Annotated in this window: 13 protein-coding genes; 6 read left to right on the forward strand and 7 right to left on the reverse strand. The window is 74.8% G+C overall.

Translation table 11 applies throughout. The features are described 5' to 3' along the window. Window positions 1-19 precede the first annotated feature (19 nt). From SRB5_RS21400 to SRB5_RS21415, 4 genes are all read right to left on the reverse strand, one after another. Window positions 20-1696, reverse strand: coding sequence for an AMP-binding protein (locus SRB5_RS21400; protein ID WP_323378249.1), 1677 nt, complete (start codon window positions 1694-1696; stop codon window positions 20-22). Continuing rightward, window positions 1693-3906, reverse strand: a complete 2214-nt coding sequence (locus SRB5_RS21405) for an ATP-binding protein (protein ID WP_153454455.1) — start codon at window positions 3904-3906, stop codon at window positions 1693-1695. The genes SRB5_RS21400 and SRB5_RS21405 overlap by 4 nt, the downstream gene beginning before the upstream one ends. A 191-nt stretch (window positions 3907-4097) precedes the next feature. Continuing rightward, window positions 4098-6614, reverse strand: a complete 2517-nt coding sequence (locus SRB5_RS21410) for an AfsR/SARP family transcriptional regulator (RefSeq protein WP_153454457.1) — start codon at window positions 6612-6614, stop codon at window positions 4098-4100. Window positions 6615-6654: 40 nt separating this feature from the next. Continuing rightward, entirely contained in the window at window positions 6655-7656 is a 1002-nt protein-coding gene (locus tag SRB5_RS21415; protein WP_153454459.1) for an AfsA-related hotdog domain-containing protein, read from the reverse strand. A 268-nt stretch (window positions 7657-7924) separates the two neighbouring features. On the opposite strand from SRB5_RS21415, the gene SRB5_RS21420 reads away from it, so the two are divergent. The 4 genes from SRB5_RS21420 to SRB5_RS21435 all read left to right on the forward strand — a co-directional run bounded on the left by SRB5_RS21420 (window position 7925) and on the right by SRB5_RS21435 (window position 12749). Next, window positions 7925-9280 (forward strand): MFS transporter, encoded by a 1356-nt coding sequence (locus SRB5_RS21420; RefSeq protein WP_153454461.1) that lies wholly within the window; start codon window positions 7925-7927, stop codon window positions 9278-9280. A gap of 327 nt (window positions 9281-9607) precedes the next feature. Beyond that, window positions 9608-10057 carry a transglycosylase SLT domain-containing protein gene (locus tag SRB5_RS21425; protein ID WP_228390279.1) on the forward strand — a complete coding sequence of 150 codons (450 nt, stop codon included), beginning with the start codon at window positions 9608-9610 and terminating at the stop codon, window positions 10055-10057. A 202-nt stretch (window positions 10058-10259) separates the two neighbouring features. Then, on the forward strand, window positions 10260-11876 hold the full coding sequence (locus SRB5_RS21430) for an AMP-binding protein (RefSeq protein ID WP_153454465.1): 1617 nt from the start codon (window positions 10260-10262) through the stop codon (window positions 11874-11876). A 63-nt stretch (window positions 11877-11939) separates the two neighbouring features. Continuing rightward, window positions 11940-12749: an MBL fold metallo-hydrolase gene (locus tag SRB5_RS21435; RefSeq protein WP_194292984.1), complete on the forward strand. Its 810-nt coding sequence runs from the start codon at window positions 11940-11942 to the stop codon at window positions 12747-12749. A 52-nt stretch (window positions 12750-12801) separates the two neighbouring features. On the opposite strand, the gene SRB5_RS21440 is transcribed toward SRB5_RS21435, so the two are convergent. After that, the gene (locus SRB5_RS21440; RefSeq protein ID WP_153454469.1) at window positions 12802-13785 is read right to left on the reverse strand and encodes an MsnO8 family LLM class oxidoreductase; all 984 of its coding nucleotides are present in this window, start codon (window positions 13783-13785) and stop codon (window positions 12802-12804) included. 54 nt (window positions 13786-13839) lie between these two features. Between SRB5_RS21440 and SRB5_RS21445 the strand changes: the two genes are divergently transcribed. After that, window positions 13840-14487, forward strand: a complete 648-nt coding sequence (locus SRB5_RS21445; RefSeq protein WP_323378250.1) for a response regulator transcription factor — start codon at window positions 13840-13842, stop codon at window positions 14485-14487. Window positions 14488-14502: 15 nt separating this feature from the next. On the opposite strand, the gene SRB5_RS21450 is transcribed toward SRB5_RS21445, so the two are convergent. After that, a complete protein-coding gene (locus SRB5_RS21450; protein ID WP_153454471.1) occupies window positions 14503-15417 on the reverse strand; it encodes a L,D-transpeptidase family protein in 915 nt (304 codons plus the stop codon). Between the two features lie 214 nt (window positions 15418-15631). On the opposite strand from SRB5_RS21450, the gene SRB5_RS21455 reads away from it, so the two are divergent. Beyond that, window positions 15632-16000, forward strand: coding sequence for a VOC family protein (locus SRB5_RS21455; protein ID WP_153454473.1), 369 nt, complete (start codon window positions 15632-15634; stop codon window positions 15998-16000). Window positions 16001-16025: 25 nt separating this feature from the next. Here SRB5_RS21455 and SRB5_RS21460 read toward each other — a convergent pair whose 3' ends face one another. Then, on the reverse strand, window positions 16026-16547 hold the full coding sequence (locus SRB5_RS21460) for a GNAT family N-acetyltransferase (RefSeq protein WP_153454588.1): 522 nt from the start codon (window positions 16545-16547) through the stop codon (window positions 16026-16028). Window positions 16548-16679 lie beyond the last annotated feature (132 nt).

The following is a 16679-nucleotide window of genomic DNA, read 5'->3' on the forward strand; positions in this document are numbered from 1 at the left end:
CGGATGTCCGGGTACGGGCTCAGTCCGGCAGCCGGCGCGGCGCCCCCGGCCGCAGCCGGGCGAGCCAGGTGCGCAGCGCCGCGTACCGGACCGCTCCCCGCTCGTCGCGCGGCAGCCCCCCGACGATCTCGAAGCGCGCCGGTACGAACGCCTCGGCGACGCCTTCGGCGGCGAGGAACTCCCGCAGCCGGGCCGGTCCCGGCGGCTCGGCCGCCACCATCGGGACGATGACCGCACAGGGCAGCTCGCCGTGTTCGGGGTCGGTGTAGGCGACGACCGCCGCCTCCCGTACCCCCGGATGCCCGAGCAGCCTGCGTTCGATCTCGGCGGCCGGCACCAGGAAGAACGCCCCCGTGCGTTCCCCGGCCCGGGCCAGCACGCGCAGCCCGCCGCGGCCGTCGGCCGCCGCCAGATCACCCGTGTCGAGCCAGCCGTCCCCGTCGCCCCAGGTGGGCCGCGGGGCGGCGGAGTCCAGCGGCCACACGGCCAGACAGACCGACGGCCCGCGCACCCGCAGCGGTCCGGCCGCCGCACCGGCGGACACCTCGAGACCCGGCAGCGGGCGTCCCCCCTCGCCGCCGACCGCGAGGCTCCCCATCCCCAGCTCCGGGGTCCCCCAGACGGACAGCACGGGCACCGACCACGTGTCCGTCAGGGTCCGGAGCAGCTCCGGCGGGGTGCCGGTGCGGCCGCCGGACAGCAGCAGCCGCAGCGACCCGTGTGGGGCGGCCGGCACCTCGGACCAGAACGCGCCCTCCGCGTACGCCTGATGGACTCCCGCGTACGAGATGAGGCGCGAGAACCCCTCGGGGTCCCACCGGTCCTGCACCACGCCGGTGCCGCCCACGGCCAGCGGCCAGCACACCGAGTAGATGACCGACGCGAGGGAGGTGAGCGGCAGCGCGGACAGGAACACCTCGCCGTCCCGCCGTCCCGGCCCCGCCGGGTCGTGCTGGGCGCCGATGTTGGCGTACAGGGTGTTCGCCGAATGCAGCACCCCCGTGTACCGGTCGCCGAGCCCGATCACGGTGATCAGCAGCCAGGGGCGGTCGGCCGCGTCCGCGGGGAGCGGCCGGCCGCGCCAGGCGGCGGAGCGCTCGTGGGGGGTGTGCAGGAAGTGTGCCGCGAAGTCGACCGCCCCGGTGGCGGCGGCGTCGCCCAGCACCACCCGGTGCCGCAGCCACGGCACGTGCGGCGCCAGCTCCGCCAGGGCCTCGGCGTGCGGGAAGCCGTCCCACACGTCGGGCACCACGCACACCCGGGCGCGGGTGCCGGCGAGGATCCGGTGCAGCCCGTGCGGCCGTACGGTCGGCAGCACGGGGACCGCCACCGCGCCCAGCCGCAGACAGGCCAGGGTCAGCACGGCGGTCTCCCACCAGCTCGGCAGCTGGTACGCGACGGGATCGCCCGGCATCACGCCGAGGGCGGCCAGGGCGGCGGCGAACCGGTCGGTGAGCACGGCCAGTTCGCCGTAGCGCAGCGTCGCGTACGGGCGGTCCGCCGGGAGCCGCAGCCGGCTGCCGACGAAGGCGGGCCGCTCCGGCGCCGCCGCCGCCGTGCGGTACAGGTCGTGCAGCGGTGTCGTGTCCCGCCACCAGCCCTGTGCCCGGAAGCGCCGTACGACGTCCGCCGGCGGCGCGGTGGCGGCGGCCGGCCCGCCCGGTACGGCCGGCGCCCCGGCGCGGGCCCGGGTCACGCCCACCGTCCGACGGCGCCGGCGACCTGGACGCGGGAGGTGCAGCCGAGGCGGCGCATGACCTGGCGGACGTGGTTGACCACCGTCCACTCCGACAGCTCCAGGCGGGCCGCGATCTGACGGTTCGTCATCCCCTCCGCGACGAGCAGCGCCACCTGCACCTGCCGCGGGGTGAGCTGCTGCGCGGCGGGGTCCGCGGTCACCGTGGCACCATGGCGGCGGGCAGGGGCGGGCGCCGACAGCGCCTCGGCCGCCGCGCCCCCGGGCGTCAGCCGGACGCCCTCGGCCCACGCGGTGGCGTAGTCCGCCCACTCCAGCCGCGACCCCAGCGCGGTGCGCGCCTCCTCCGCCGCGGCCCGCCGCTCGTCCGGTACGACGACACCCGGGCGGCGGCGCAGGGTGTCGGCGGCGGCCAGCAGGCGGACGGCGCGGGGGAGTTCGCCGGGCCGCACCCGCAGCATCAGCAGCGTGAACTCCTCCAGCGCGGCGGGCAGCTCGGTGCGTTCACCCGTCTCCTCGTAGCACCGCAGCGCCTCCCGCAGCAGCGCGTCGGCGAGCTCCGGCTCCTCGCCGTCGGCGGCCAGCCGCGCCCCGTACCGCAGCGCGGTCGCCAGCCCCCGCCGGTCGCCGGTCCGGCGCAGCGCCGCCACCGAGGCGTCCAGCAGCTCCCGCGCCTTGCGCCGGTTGCCCTCGTCCAGCCGCGTCACCTCCGCCAGCCGGGCCCGCGCCTGTGCTGCGTCCGCCACGGCGCCCAGCTGCTCCAGCGCGTGCAGCGCGGTCACCAGCACCGCCCGGGCGCCCGGCAGATCACCGGCGGCGAGCAGCGCGGCGCCCAGCCACGCGGACGTCAGGGCGTGCTGGCGCCGGTCGCCGGCGCCCTTGCTCAGGGCCAGCGCCCGCCGGTACCGGGCCACCGCCTCCTGCGGATCACCCAGCGCGGCGGCGAACGTCCCGGAGAGGGCGACCAACCGGCCCCGTACCGCCTCCGGCAGCGGGGCGCCGGGGCCCTCCGCCAGCTCGTCGCACCGGCGCAGCCCCGCCCGCAGCCGCCCGTGCGCCAGCCACGAAAGCCGGCACCCCAGCAGCAGCCCGGCCGCCGCCTCCCGCTCGCCGCGCTCGCCCAGCCACGCCAGCGCGGCCTCCAGCTCGGCGCCCTCCGCGGCCAGCGCCCGCAGCCAGCGCGCCTGTTCGGTCCCGGCGAGCCCCCGCCCGGCCGCCGCGACCAGCTGCCGGCAGTACGCGGCGTGCCCGTCACGTACCTCGGCCGCCCGGCCCGCGCCGGCCGTACGGGCCCGGCAGTACGACCGCACCGGCTCGGGCACCGCGAGCCGCACGGCCTCCGCGTCCTGTCCGGTCACCGTCAGCAGCCCCCGGTCCAGCAGCTCCTCCACGGCCGCCGCCGGCGCGGGCGGTCGCATCCCGGGGGCGGGGGGCACGAGGGCGAAGCCCTCCTCGTACACCGCGAGTTCCTCCAGCGCGGACGTCAGTTCCGTACCGAGCCCCCGGCAGCTCCACTCGGCCAGCGCGACGAGGGACCGGTGGCGCTGCGGGGCGCCGGCCGGGCCGCCGGACAGCGCGGACGGATCGTGGCGCAGCCGGTCCAGCAGCGGCTGCGGCGGCAGCAGACGCAGCCGCTCGGCGGCCAGCTCCAGCGCCAGGGGCAGCCCCTCGAGCAGGACGCACAGCCCCGCGACGGCGGCGGCGTTCTCGGCCGTGAGCGCGAACCCCGGATCGGCGTCCCGGGCCCGCCGCTCGAACAACGCGACGGAGGCGTAGGAGCGCAGCTCGTCGGGGTCGAGCGGTTCGCCCGTCACGCGCGGCACCGCCAACGGCCCGAGGGCGAGCAGCTGTTCCCCGCGCACCCGCAGGGGCTCCCGGGCGGTGGCGAGGACCACGAGGCCGTCCCGCTGCTCCAGCAGCCCGGCCACGCCCTCGGCGGCGGGAGCCCCGCCGTGCACGCGATCGTCGAGGACCAGCAGCGTCCGCCCCTCGGCCACCGCGCCGAGCGACGCGGCACCCTCCGCGACGTCGGCGGCGGCCACCACCGCCGCGAAGTCCGCCGCGACCGCCTGCGCGGCGGCCTCGGCAAGCAGACTCTTCCCGACCCCACCGGGCCCGGTGACGGTGACGAGCCGGGCCGCCCCGGCGAGCAGCCCGCCGAGGGTGGTCAGTTCCAGCTCACGCCCGACTGGGGCGGTGGTGACGGACATGTGCTCCCCCTTCACCGGGCCTTCACCGGCAGGCTGTCGCCGACCCCGGCGAGCAGCCCGCCCAGGGTGGTCAGCTCGAACTCACGCTTCACCACGACGGACATGGGTTCCCCCTTCGCAGCGGGCATGCCCGTCCCGCCCCCGTGGGCCCCGGACAATAGCCCGCACCCGCCCGCGATCATGCCTCCCCCTCACCCCGCCGGCCGCGACCGCAGCCGCCACAGCCCCGGCCGGATCTCCAGCGCCCACGGGCCCGGCGCCGCGTCGTCGTGGGCCAGGGCCCGCAGCGAGCGGCGGGCGAAGGCCTCCAGGCGGGCGTCGCCCAGCGCCTCCGCCAGCTCCAGGCAGTGGCCGAACCAGCGGCGGGCCTGGGCCACCGCGTCCGGCTCGCCGCCCTCCAGGGCGAGGAGCGCCATCGCCCGGCTCGCCTCGTAGCGGGCCGCCGGATCGTCCGCGCCGCGTACCGCCGCCAGCGCCGACTCCAGCAGGGCCGACGCCTCCTGCGCCGCACCCTCGTCCAGGCACAGCTCCGCCAGCCCCACCAGGGAGCGGCCGTACTCCTCGCTCTGCCGCGCCCGCCGGGCCGCCGTCCGGGCCAGCCCGTACAGCTCCCGCGCCCGCTCCAGCCGGCGGCCCTGCCAGGCGAGGTCGCCCAGCACCCGCAGCAGCCGGGCCTCGGCGGGGCGGTCGGCGCAGCGCCGTGCCGCTTCCAGCGCCAGCTCGTACACCTGCGCGGCCTCGGCGGATTCGCCGCGCTGCTCGTGCGGGACGGCGGCGGCCAGCCGTACCGTCAGCTGCCACAGCCGGGCGTGGTGCGCCGCCCGTACGAGCCGGGCCAGCGCGCCGCCGGGGAGTTCGGGGGCGGCCTCCTCGGCGTACAGCGCGCACATCCGCTCGGTGGCGGCCCGGGTGGCCGCCGGATCGCCGGTGGTGGCGAGGAGTTCGGCGGCGAGCAGCCGCAGCAGCTCCGGGATCCGGTAGCCGCCCTCCGCGACCTCCACCAGCCGGGCGTCGGCCAGCGCCTCGACGGCCGCCTGGGCGCCGTCCTCGGCCAGCCCGAGCACCGCGGCCGCGTGCCGGGGCGCGAAGTCGCCCGGGGGCAGCAGCCCGAGCAGGGCGAAGTCCCGCCGCCGGCCGGCGGGGCAGGCGTCGTACGCCTCGAGCAGCAGCGCCCGTACGTCGACGCCGTCCACCCGCAGCAGCGACAGCCGGGTGTGCTCGTCCCGCAGCCGTACGGCCAGCCCCGCGGCGCTCTCGTGCGGACGGGCGGCGAGCAGCGCGCCCGCGACCCGCAGCGCGGCAGGCAGCCCGCCGCACAGCGCGGCGAGCTCCAGCGGCGCCGGCGCCCCGGCCGTGCTCCCGGAGGCCAGCAGCTCCGCTGCCTCGCCCGGCGCCAGCGACCCCAGCACCAGCGTGCGCGCCGCCTCCAGCCCAGGCGGCAGCCTCCGGCAGGTCAGCAGCACGGTGCAGCCCGGCGCCGCCGCCCGCAGCAGCGGCCGCACCTGGGCCTCGGCCGACACATGGTCCAGTACGAGCAGCGTCCCCGGCGCCCCCAGCACCTCCCGCAGCGCCCGCCCGGTGTCACCCCCCGCCGCCGCGCCGCCCGCGCGCAGCAGCCGCGCCACCGCCTCCCCGGCGTCCACCGGCCGCCCGTCCCCGGGCCGCAGGTCCACCACGAGCGTCCCGCCCGGATACGCGTCGGCGACCCGGACCGCCGCCTGCACCGCGAACGCCGTCTTCCCGCACCCCGGCATCCCGGCCACGGCCACCCGGGCGCCCGGCGGCAGCTCCCGTAACAGCCGCTCGGCCTCGGCCAGCTCCGCCCCCCGCCCCACGAACCCCGCCACTGGCACCGGCCCACGACCCGCGCTCCGGGCGGGGGCGCGGCGCGGCGCGGCGACGGGCTGCCGGGCCGAGCTGGGCGTGAGCAGCCCGCGGTCCCCGGCCAGGATCCGCTGGTGCAGCCGGCGCGGCCGCGGTCCCGGCTCCACGCCGAGCTCCGTCACCAGGGTGCGCCGCAGCACCGCGTACAGCTGCAGCGCGTCGGCCGGGCGGCCGCACCGGTACAGGGCCACCATCAGATGCGAGTACAGGTCCTCGCGCAGCGGATGCTTCGCCGTCAGCGCCTGCAGCTCCGCGACGAGCTCCGCGTGCCGGCCGAGCTGCAGATCCGCCCGGATCCGCGCGCTGAGCGTCGTCATCCGCAGCTCGTCCAGCCGCACCGCCGCGCTCTGCAGCAGCGGACCGTGCGGGATGCCCGACAGCAGCGGGCCGCGCCACAGCTCCAGCGCCCGGTGCAGCAGCGCCGCGGCCCCGGCGAAGTCCCCGTCCGCGAGGGCGTGCCCGCCGCGCTTGGACAGGTCCTCAAAGACGGCGGCGTCCACCTCGTCCGGGTCCACCCGGATCAGATAGCCGGGGCTGCGGGTGGCGAGGGCCTGCCGGCCGCGCCGCGGATCGGCGCCGGCCAGCCGCTTGCGCACCTGGGACACGTACACCTGGAGCGTGGTCGTCGCGGTGCGCGGCGGCGACTGCGGCCACAGCTCGTCGATGAGGTGGCTGACCGACACCACCTCGCCCGCGTGCGCGAGCAGCGTGCCCAGCACCAGCTGCATCTTGGCCGCGTTGGGAGTGTGCGAGACCGCCGGATCGGTGCCGGGCCCACCATCGATCTCCAGCGGTCCCAGGATGCGGAACCGCGTAGCGTGCATGGGAGTCAGCCTTCGAGGTCGCCTGTCCGCCGGGCCGCCGTCAATGGTCCTGGATCACGGCGGTCCGCGCCTCGGCCACGGCCCGGCGGCGCTGGGTCACGGTGAGGGTCACCGGCACCGACGCGCGCCCCTCCGGATCCCGGCCCAGCGGACCGGCGACGGCCACGCACCGCAGCGGCAGGTCCAGCTCCGCCTGACCGCGGAAGTGCACCTGCACCGAGCCCAGGGTGCTGCGGTCGGGGTCCAGCCCGTGGGTGCGGCCCACGGCCACCACGGAGGCCTGGCGCAGCGCCTCCAGCAGATGCAGTCCGGTGAGCCGGCCGCCGGCCGTGCCGAACACGGGGCTGATGCCCTCGGTGAGCAGCCAGCACGTCAGCCAGCCGCGGGTGGTGTCCGCCGGCTCGCTGATCACCACGGTGTCCGGGTCACGCCGGCCGGCCTCGGCGGCGGCGACGGCGACGGGCTCGCCGTCGGGGGCGTCGTCGAGCTCGGGCGCGGACAGCTTGGCCCAGCGGGTGTGCGCCACGTGCTTGCGGTAGACCTGCGAGTTGAGGAACACCAGCCGCGCCGTGCCGTCCGCGCAGGGCCGGTCGCCGAGCGTCAGACCGAGGTGGAAGTCGAGCCCGCGCGGCACGTCGTTGACGACGTTCGCCGGCCTGGCCCGGATCCGGGTGGCCAGCGGCAGGGTGTCACCGGCGCCGGTGTCGCGCCAGGCGGCGAGATCGGTGAGGGTGAGCGTGAACTGGTAGAACAGGCCGGGCCGGTCGGCCGGGATCGCGAAGTAGCGGTGCCCGATGAGCTCGCCCACCTCACGGATCGTCTCCGTGGCGACCAGCATGTCGTGGAAGTGGCCGGCGCCCCCGTTGAACAGCGGGTGGTCCAGCGGCAGCTCGCCGGCCAGCTCGAAGTTCTCCTCGCCGAGGCTGGGGGCGTCCAGGAAGTAGTGGTCCCGGGCGGGGGTGCGGTGGATCAGATGGGACGTTCCCGTGACCCCGCTGCCTGGGAGCGTCCGGATCGAGGCTGTGCCCTTGTCCACAGTCATGTCCCTCTCCTTGTCCGGGTCCCATGCTGGGCCGGGGCAGGTCAGAGGGGCCACCCGGGGCGCGGTGGCAGCAAACTGCATGGCAGGTTGTGCTGGTACCGCGGGAGGCCCGCGTTCCGCTGTACTACACCGGGGCGGCCTCCCCGGCGCTTTAGCCGCGTCCATGAGCGGGACCCGAGGCTGGGCGCACGGGCCTCGTTCCGACGGGTTTCCCCCTCCACCCGGGTACGGGGCCCCACGCGTACGCAACCGTCGCCTGGAGGCGTCGATGACGACCACCGCCCGTACCGACCAGAGACCGTCCGCCCGGCCCGCGCGCGCGGGCGCCGGCCCGTCCCGCAGCCTCCTGGCCGGCTACGCCTCCGGCTCCCTGGTGACCGGTACGTTCACCACGCTGCCGGGGCTGCTGCTGCTCCCGTACCTCACCGACACCCTCGGCGTCACCGCCGCCCTCGCCGGGGCGGCCGTGTTCGCGCCCAAGGCCTGGGACGCGGTGCTCAACCCGCTCGCCGGACGCCTCAGCGACCGCACCCGCGGCCGGTGGGGCGCGCGCCGGCCGTACGTGCTGTTCGGCGGGCTGGGCGTCGCCCTCGGCTTCCTCCTCACCTTCGCCGGGCCCGCGCACGGCGCCGCCGGGGCGTGGTTCTGCACGGCGGGTTTCCTCGTCACGGCGACCGCGTTCGCGTTCTTCCAGGTCCCGTACGTGGCGATGCCGGCGGAGATCACCGACCGGCAGGAGGACCGGGTCCGGCTGGTCGGCGGCCGGGTGGCCGTCATCGGGATCGCGGCGCTGCTGGTCGGCGCCGGCGGACCGGCCGTGGCGGACGCGGGCGGCGAGGGCGTCGCGGGCTACCGCTGGGTGGGCGTGTTCGGCTGCGTGGTCGTCGCGATCGGCGCCGTCGCCGTGTTCGCCGGCTCCGCCCGCGCCCCGCACGGCACGGTGCTGCACAGCGAGCCGGGGCTGCGCCGGCAGTTCACGGCGGCCCGCGGCAACCGGCCGTTCATGGCCCTGCTGCGCTGCGTCGTGGCCCAGTCGGCGGCCACCGGCGTGCTGCTCGCGGGCGCCCCGTACATCGCCGACCACGTGCTGGACGGCGCGGTGGACGTGGGCGCACTGGTCGCGGCGTTCGTCGCGCCGAACCTGCTCACCATGGGCCTGTGGGCGCGGCTGGGGAACCGGGTGGGCAGCCGCCGCGGGTACGCGCTGGCCTCGCTCTTCTTCACCGCCGGCTGTCTGCTCTTCCTGGTGGCGCCGCTGCTGCCGGTGGCCGGGGTGCTGCTGGTGATGGTCCTGGCGGGCGCCGGGCACGCGGGCCAGCTGCTCTTCCTGTACGCGATGCTGCCGGACGTCGTCGCCCGCAGTGCCGAGCGCACGGGCGAGCGGCAGGCCGGGATGCTCTCCGGGCTGTTCACCACGGGCGAGGGGCTGGGTGTGGCGATGGGGCCCTTCGTGTACGGGCTGGTGCTGGAGCTCGCCGGGTACGTGTCGTCCGACTCGGGCGGCGTCCGGCAGTCCACGGGCACCCGGCTGGGGATGCTGGCGGGGTTCGCGGTGCTGCCGTCGGTGGCGGTGGTGGCCGCGGTGCTGGTGCTCCGGTCCCGGGGGGATCGGGAACAGGGGTAGACCCGTACTGCTTAGTCAATAAATACGGCTAATGTCCGTTTTTTCTGGTTCGTTAATGTACGGGTATTTGCGCCCCTGTGATCCACGGCATATCGCCTGACTCACATACGAAGCTCTCTCGTTGGATAAATGCCGCATCGCATGTCATCGAGGTGCGAACACCATCAATCACGACTACCCGCGCTAGTAGCAAGCCGCGTGCATTTCGGATGTGGGTGGGTTAAACATGCCCAAGTCGCTTCGACGTCGCCGGGTCAAACCGGCGGCTTCCTCGCTCAGGGACGGCGGGTGGCGACGGACACATGCCCCCCACGAAGAGGACATCTCATGCCCGCCACCGCTCTCCGCAAGCGCATCGCCACCGCGGCCGGCCTCGCCGCCGCCGCCCTCGCCCTGAGCGTGCCGTTCGCCTCGAGTGCCCAGGCCGCCACCGACAACTACGTGCCGGCCGGCGTCACCCCGCAGCTGGACGGCTGGATCGACGACGCCCTCGAGGTCATGCACGCCCACGGCATCCCGGGCACGTACTACGGCATCCACCGCAACATCATGCGCGAGTCGTCCGGCAACCCGTACGCCATCAACAACTGGGACATCAACGCCCGCAACGGCATCCCCTCGCAGGGCCTGCTCCAGGTGATCCCGCCGACCTTCAACGCGTACCACGTGATCGGCACCTCCCTGAGCATCACCGACCCGGTCGCCAACATCGTCGCCGCGTGCAACTACGCCGCCGACCGCTACGGCTCGATCGACAACGTCTGGGGCGCGTACTGAGCCCTCGGCTCCGCCCCCGAGCCGTCAATTCACGACATCTCCGAACCCGCCCCCGGTGCCCCGCGCACCGGGGGCGGAATCGTTCCCACCTCACGGAACTCCTTTTCCGAACTGGTGCACGCGATCCGTTGTGCCGCGCCCCCGGCATCGGTCAAGCTGCGGTCGAGGACGACGCAGTCCCCAGTGCGAGGAGGACGTATATATGAGTGAGCAGACCCTGTCCTACGCGAGCGGAACCGGCACCGCCCCCCTGCTCGGCGACACCATCGGCCGCAACCTCGACCGCGCGGTGGCCGCCCACCCCGGCCGCGAGGCGCTGGTGGACGTGCCGACGGGCCGGCGCTGGACCTACGCCGAGTTCGGCGCCGCCGTGGACGAGGTCGCCCGGGGACTGCTCGCCAAGAGCGTCGCCAAGGGGGACCGGGTCGGCATCTGGGCCGTGAACTGCGCGGAGTGGGTGCTGGTGCAGTACGCCACCGCCCGGATCGGCGCGATCATGGTGAACATCAACCCCGCGTACCGCGTGCACGAGCTGGAGTACGTCCTCAACCAGGCCGGCATCGAGGTGCTCGTCGCCTCCACCGAGTACAGGACCAGCGACTACAGCCGGATGATCGGGCAGGTCCGCGGCAAGTGCCGGGCCCTGCGCGACGTGATCTACATCGGCGAGCCCTCCTGGCAGCGCCTGATCGACATCGGCCGCGACGTCAGCGACGAACGGCTCGCCACCCGCGAGGCGGCGCTGTCCTGCGACGACCCGGTCAACATCCAGTACACCTCGGGCACCACCGGCTTCCCCAAGGGCGCCACCCTCTCCCACCACAACATCCTCAACAACGGCTACTTCGTGGGCGAGACGATCCGCTACTCCGAGCAGGACCGGATCTGCCTGCCCGTGCCCTTCTACCACTGCTTCGGCATGGTCATGGGCAACCTCGCCGCCACCAGCCACGCCGCCTGCATGGTCATCCCCGCCCCCGCCTTCGACCCCGCCGCCACCCTGCGCGCGGTGGAACAGGAGCGCTGCACCTCCCTGTACGGGGTGCCCACCATGTTCATCGCCGAGCTGGAGCTCGCGGACTTCGACTCGTACGACCTCAGCACCCTGCGCACCGGGATCATGGCCGGATCGCCGTGCCCGGTCGAGGTGATGAAGCGCGTCGTCGCCGAGATGCACATGGCCGAGGTGTCCATCTGCTACGGCATGACCGAGACCTCCCCCGTCTCCACCCAGACCCGCCACGACGACGACCTGGAGCGCCGCACCGGCACCGTCGGCCGGGTCCTGCCGCACATCGAGGTCAAGATCGTCGACCCGGCGACCGGCGTCACCGTGCCGCGCGGCGAGCCGGGCGAGCTGTGCACCCGCGGCTACAGCGTGATGCTCGGCTACTGGGAGCAGCCCGACAAGACCGCCGAGGCCGTCGACGCCGGTCGCTGGATGCACACCGGGGACCTCGCGGTGATGCGCGAGGACGACTGCGTGCAGATCGTCGGCCGGATCAAGGACATGATCATCCGCGGTGGCGAGAACGTGTACCCGCGCGAGATCGAGGAGTTCCTCTACAGCCACCCGAAGATCGCCGACGTCCAGGTCATCGGCGTCCCCGACGAGAAGTACGGCGAGGAGATTCTCGCCTGCGTCATCCTGCGCGACGGCGCCGAGCCCCTCACCCACGGCGAGCTCGTCCGCTACTGCCAGGGCCGCCTCGCCCACTTCAAGGTGCCGCGCCAGCTGCGGATCGTCGATTCTTTCCCGATGACCGTCAGCGGCAAGATCCGTAAGGTCGAGCTCCGGGAGAGATTCGCCGCCGGGTGAACGCCCTGTCGTAGGACGGCTGTAGATTCGGCGCCACGCACGTGGGAGGTGCCGATGATGCCGATGGGCAGTCCAGCCGCCGTCCGGGTGGGCGAGTACGAGATCGTGCCGGTGACCGACGCCGCCGGAGTCCTGCCGCTGGCGGGGAAGTTCACCGGGGCGTCGGACGGCGACTGGGCGGCGGCCCGGGCCCTCGACCCGGCCGCCTTCGCCGAGGACGGCGGCTGGCGGATGGACATCCGCTGCTACGTGATCCGCCGGACCTCCGACGGCTGGACGGCGCTCGTCGACGCGGGCGTCGGCCACGAGCACAGCCCCGCCGCGGGCTGGTCGCCGTCCGCCGGGAGGCTGCCGGAGGGCCTGAAGGAGCTGGGCGTCGACCCCGGGGACGTGTCCGTGGTGGTGCTCACGCATCTGCACTTCGACCACTACGGCTGGTGCGTCGACCGCCGCGGCGCCCCGCTCTTCGCCGACGCCCGCCACGTCGTGCAGCAGGCGGACGTCGCGGCCCTGCCCCCGGACTCCAGGGCCGAACCGTACGCGCTGGACCCCCTGCGCCGGGCGGGCCTGCTCGACCCCGTCGACGGCCGCACGCCGATGAGCCCGGGGGTGGCCGGGGTGACGCTGATACCGACGCCCGGGCACACCCCGGGCCACCAGTCGGTGCTGCTGGCGTCGGGGCGGGACGAGGTGCTGATCACGGGGGATCTGCTGGTCCACGCGGTGCAGCTGGTCAACCCCGCCGTGGCCTACGAGTCGGAGGCGGACCCCGCGCGGGCGCGGGCGGTGCGCGAGGAGGTGCTGGCGGAGGCCCGGGCGTCGGGGCGGGTACTGGCCACGGCGCATCTGACGGAGCCGTTCATCCGGCTGTGAGGGGGCCTTGGCTGTGGGCATCCCGCCCGGCCGGCGCCCGCGGCGCGAGCCGTCAAACCCGCCCGGCCAGGGACATGGCCTCCGCGAGCCGCCGGTACGACGCGACCTTCGCCTCCTGGTTGTACGCGTTCAGCGTGAGCAGCACCTCGTCCGCCCCCGTCCCGGCGACCAGCGCCCGAAGCGCCTCCGCCATCTCGGCCCCCGTGCCGTGCAGCTGGGAGGCACGGGCCTCGTCGAGGTACGCGCGCTCGCGGTCGGTCGCGGGACGGATGCCGTCGGGCGGCGAGAGGGGCGGGAAGACCCCGCGAGTGCGCGACACGACGGTCGCCCAGGCCTCGGGGAGCTGCATCCGGGCGGCCTCCTCCGCCGTGGGGGCGACGGCGACGTCGGCGGCGACCACGACGTGAGGGGCCGCGGTGCGGCCGGGGCGGAAGCCGGCGCGGTAGCGGTCGATGGCGGCGACGGTCTTCGTACGTTGCCGCCCCGCGCCGATCACCAGCGGGAGGCCCAGGGAGGCGGCGATGTCGGCCCCGCCGTCCACGGCGAGCACGAACGCGGGTACGTCGAGCCCTTCGGCGGGAACGGCGTGGACCCCGTCGAACCCTCCGTCGAACCACCCGAGCAACTCCGCCACCCGCTGCTCGAACTCCGCGATGCCCTCCTTGCCCACGCCCAGCGCCCGCCGTATCCCGTCCGTGAACCCCACGGACCGCCCGAGCCCCATGTCGATCCGCCCCGGGAACAGCGACGCCAGCACCCCGAACTGCTCGGCCACGACCAGCGGCCGGTGATTGGGCAGCATCACCCCGCCCGTCCCCACCCGGATCCGCTCGGTCGCCCCCGCCACGGCCGCCGCCAGCACGGTCGGCGCGGAGCCCGCCACCCCGGGGACGGAGTGATGCTCGGACACCCAGAAGCGGTGGTATCCCAGCCGCTCGATCTCCCGCGCGAACCGCACGGTCTCCCGCAGCGCCTCCCCGGGATCCTGCCCGGCGCGGGTGAGGGAGCGGTCGAGGACGGAGAGCGGGACGGTCATGATCAGTACAGCAAGCGGGACGGGCGGGGGATTCCCACCCCGTAGGGTGGGGCCGTGCCCCCGATCAAACTGCTGCTGGTCGACGACGACCCGCTGGTACGCGCCGGCCTGACCCTCATGCTGGGCGGCGCCGACGACATCGAGGTCGTGGGCGAGGCCGCGGACGGCGCGGAGGTCCCGTCCCTGGTCGTACGCACCCGCCCGGACGTCGTCCTGATGGACATCCGCATGCCGGGCGTCGACGGCCTCACGGCCACCGAACGCCTCCGCGCGCTCCCGGACGCCCCCGAGGTGATCGTCCTCACCACGTTCCACGCGGACGCCCAGGTCCTGCGCGCGCTGCGCGCCGGCGCGGCGGGCTTCGTGCTCAAGGACACCCCGCCCGCCGAGATCGTGGACGCGGTCCGCCGGATAGCGGCCGGCGACCCGGTCCTGTCCCCGGCGGTCACCCGCCGGCTGATGGCCCACGCCGCCACCGCCCCGCGCCCGGCGGCCCGGGACCGGCTGGGGGCCCTCAGCGACCGCGAACGCGACGTCGCTCTGGCGGTGGGCCGGGGCCACTCGAACGCGGAGATCGCGGCGTCGCTGCATCTGAGCGTGCCCACGGTGAAGACCCACGTCTCACGCGTCATGGCGAAGCTGTCGCTGAACAACCGCGTCCAGTTGGCGCTGCTGGTGCACGACGCGGGGGCGCTGGACTGACGCCTCGTACCGCCGTCAGCCGATGGCGATGCGGGGATGGGCGCCCGGCTGGATCCACCCCATGATCTGATCCATGGTGGCCCGGGGGACGGACACACATCCGGCGGTCGCACCGGACCCGTTGACGTGCAGGAAGATCCCGGCCCCGCGGCCGGGGACGGCGGGCCACCGGTTGAAGTTGATGACCAGCGCCTTGGCGTACTGCCCGGGGTAGTTGATCAGATGCTCGCTGCCCCGCTCCCCGCTCTCGGTGAGCGGGAAATCCGCCCCCGCCTCGGTGTGCATGGAGTTGTAGAACTTCGACTCGGGATCCTCGAACCACAGAGTGGAGTTGACCCGGGTGTACGGCATGGCGGTCCCGCCCGCCTCGTTCCCGAACCCCTCGGTGATCGTGTACGTCCCGCTCGGTGTCGTATACGTACTCTGCCGCCGCGTCGCCCCGTCGACGACACCGTTGGACCCCACCCGCCCGGCACTGGTGCTGATGGCGGCCTTCCACCCGGCCCCGGTTTTCGCCCAGGCGGTGACGGTGGCGTACGACCCGGAGGCCTTGACGGTGATGACCTGCGTGGAATCCCCCAACGACACGGGGACTGGGAAATCCGGCGCGGCGGGCGCCGACCCACCGGCCCCGTCATCCTTCGACGCCCCGCTCCCGGCCGACGCCGAAGCGGACGCTCCGGGGGAGGCGGACGCCTTCGCCTTGGCCTTCGGCGACCCACTGGCCTTGGGCTTCGCACTGGAACCGGGACTCTTGGTCGCCTCCGGCCCGGACGCGGTGACCTCGGGATCGATCTCCACGGTGCGCGTCCCCGAGTCGGCCGCGGTGCCGGCGCCGTTCTCGGCCTGTCCGCAGCCTGCGGCGCTCAGAGCGAGCCCGGCGACGGCGAAGGCGACAGCGGTCTTGCGGCGGGATATGGAGGCGGACATACGAGACTTTTCTCCGTCGGTTCAGGCCGATTCAGGTCTGTTCGGGGACAAGGACGGCCTGGGGGTGCCGACTGCGGGCCCTGGGGGGCGGACACGACTTTACTCCGGGGCCGGTGGTGCCGGTGAGGGCGGGGGTTCCGGCGGCGGGGACCGATGAGTCCACCGTCTTCGGGCGGTCTACCCGGTGATACGACCCGTTCTCGACAGGAGTGCCATGTCCACCATCCAGCCGGTGATCCTCACCGACCATTACGACGCCCTGGTCGGCTTCTACACGAAACTGTTCGGCGCCGAGGAGATCTTCCGGGTGCCGGAGAAGGGCCCCGTCTTCTACCTCGGCCTGCGCATCGGCGACACCGATCTCGGGCTGGTCGTCAAGGCGGACCCGGGAGCCCGGGAGGAGCCGCGGATCCTGCTCAGTATCGGAGTCGACGACGTCGACGACACGCTCGGCCGGGTGACCGCGCTGGGCGGGACGATCAGCGGCGGCCCCAACGACATGCCGTGGGGGCAGCGCGTCGCCCACATCAAGGACCCGGACGGCAATCCAGTGAACCTCACGCAGCCGATCCCGGCCCGGTGACGCGGCACCGGACGCCCCGGGGCTCTCAGAGGTCCCTTCGCATGAGGACGCACATCGTCTCGTGCCGGCGGATCGAGCCGTCGGGGCCCTCCTCGTCCCAGGCGTCCGGTGCCCGGCCGTACGCGACGTAGCCCAGTCGCTCGTACAGGGCGCGCGCCCGGGGGTTGTTCTCCTCCACGCCGAGCTCGGCCCTGCGCAGCCCCCGGTCCCGGATCCGCTGTTCGGCGGCCCGGATGAGCAGCGTGCCCAGTCCGCGGGACTGCAGCGCCGGGAGCACGGCGAGCTGCCACAGGTTCCCGGCGTCCTCGAAGGCCTGGTAGTCGACACCGCCGATCGCCACCGGCAGTCCCACGGGAGTGCAAACGGCGAGGTAGTCCACCTCGCCGGCTGCCGCGCGTGCCAGCTCGCGCTCGACCTGCCGGAGGTGGGTGGCCGAGCCGGACCAGGCACACGCCGGGAGATCCTGGGGGAGAAGGTCGCGCACGGTGACGGGGAGGGTGAGGGTGGTGTGGGTGAAGCGGTCTTCAGCGGTCACGCCGTCGAGCATGCCGACCGGGGCCCGGCCCGACAACGCATTTCTCCGCCCGCGTCCGTACGTGGATGCCGACCGCGTGTGGTGGATCATGGGGCATCTGTCGTCGAAGAGCTCGAGGAGTGCTGGGATCCGGCCTATGATCGC

The sequence above is a fragment of the Streptomyces smaragdinus genome (assembly GCF_009604385.1).
Taxonomy (GTDB): Bacteria; Actinomycetota; Actinomycetes; order Streptomycetales; family Streptomycetaceae; genus Streptomyces; species Streptomyces smaragdinus.

Excerpts from the sequence above, each read along its gene's own strand:
- SRB5_RS21410 (WP_153454457.1), bottom strand. The coding sequence starts at position 6,614 with ATGCACGCTACGCGGTTCCGCATCCTGGGACCGCTGGAGATCGATGGT.
- SRB5_RS21450 (WP_153454471.1), bottom strand. The coding sequence starts at position 15,417 with ATGTCCGCCTCCATATCCCGCCGCAAGACCGCTGTCGCCTTCGCCGTC.
- SRB5_RS21460 (WP_153454588.1), bottom strand. The coding sequence starts at position 16,547 with ATGCTCGACGGCGTGACCGCTGAAGACCGCTTCACCCACACCACCCTC.
- SRB5_RS21420 (WP_153454461.1), top strand. The coding sequence starts at position 7,925 with ATGACGACCACCGCCCGTACCGACCAGAGACCGTCCGCCCGGCCCGCG.
- SRB5_RS21425 (WP_228390279.1), top strand. The coding sequence starts at position 9,608 with ATGCCCGCCACCGCTCTCCGCAAGCGCATCGCCACCGCGGCCGGCCTC.
- SRB5_RS21430 (WP_153454465.1), top strand. The coding sequence starts at position 10,260 with ATGAGTGAGCAGACCCTGTCCTACGCGAGCGGAACCGGCACCGCCCCC.
- SRB5_RS21440 (WP_153454469.1), bottom strand. The coding sequence starts at position 13,785 with ATGACCGTCCCGCTCTCCGTCCTCGACCGCTCCCTCACCCGCGCCGGG.
- SRB5_RS21415 (WP_153454459.1), bottom strand. The coding sequence starts at position 7,656 with ATGACTGTGGACAAGGGCACAGCCTCGATCCGGACGCTCCCAGGCAGC.
- SRB5_RS21405 (WP_153454455.1), bottom strand. The coding sequence starts at position 3,906 with ATGTCCGTCACCACCGCCCCAGTCGGGCGTGAGCTGGAACTGACCACC.
- SRB5_RS21455 (WP_153454473.1), top strand. The coding sequence starts at position 15,632 with ATGTCCACCATCCAGCCGGTGATCCTCACCGACCATTACGACGCCCTG.
- SRB5_RS21435 (WP_194292984.1), top strand. The coding sequence starts at position 11,940 with ATGGGCAGTCCAGCCGCCGTCCGGGTGGGCGAGTACGAGATCGTGCCG.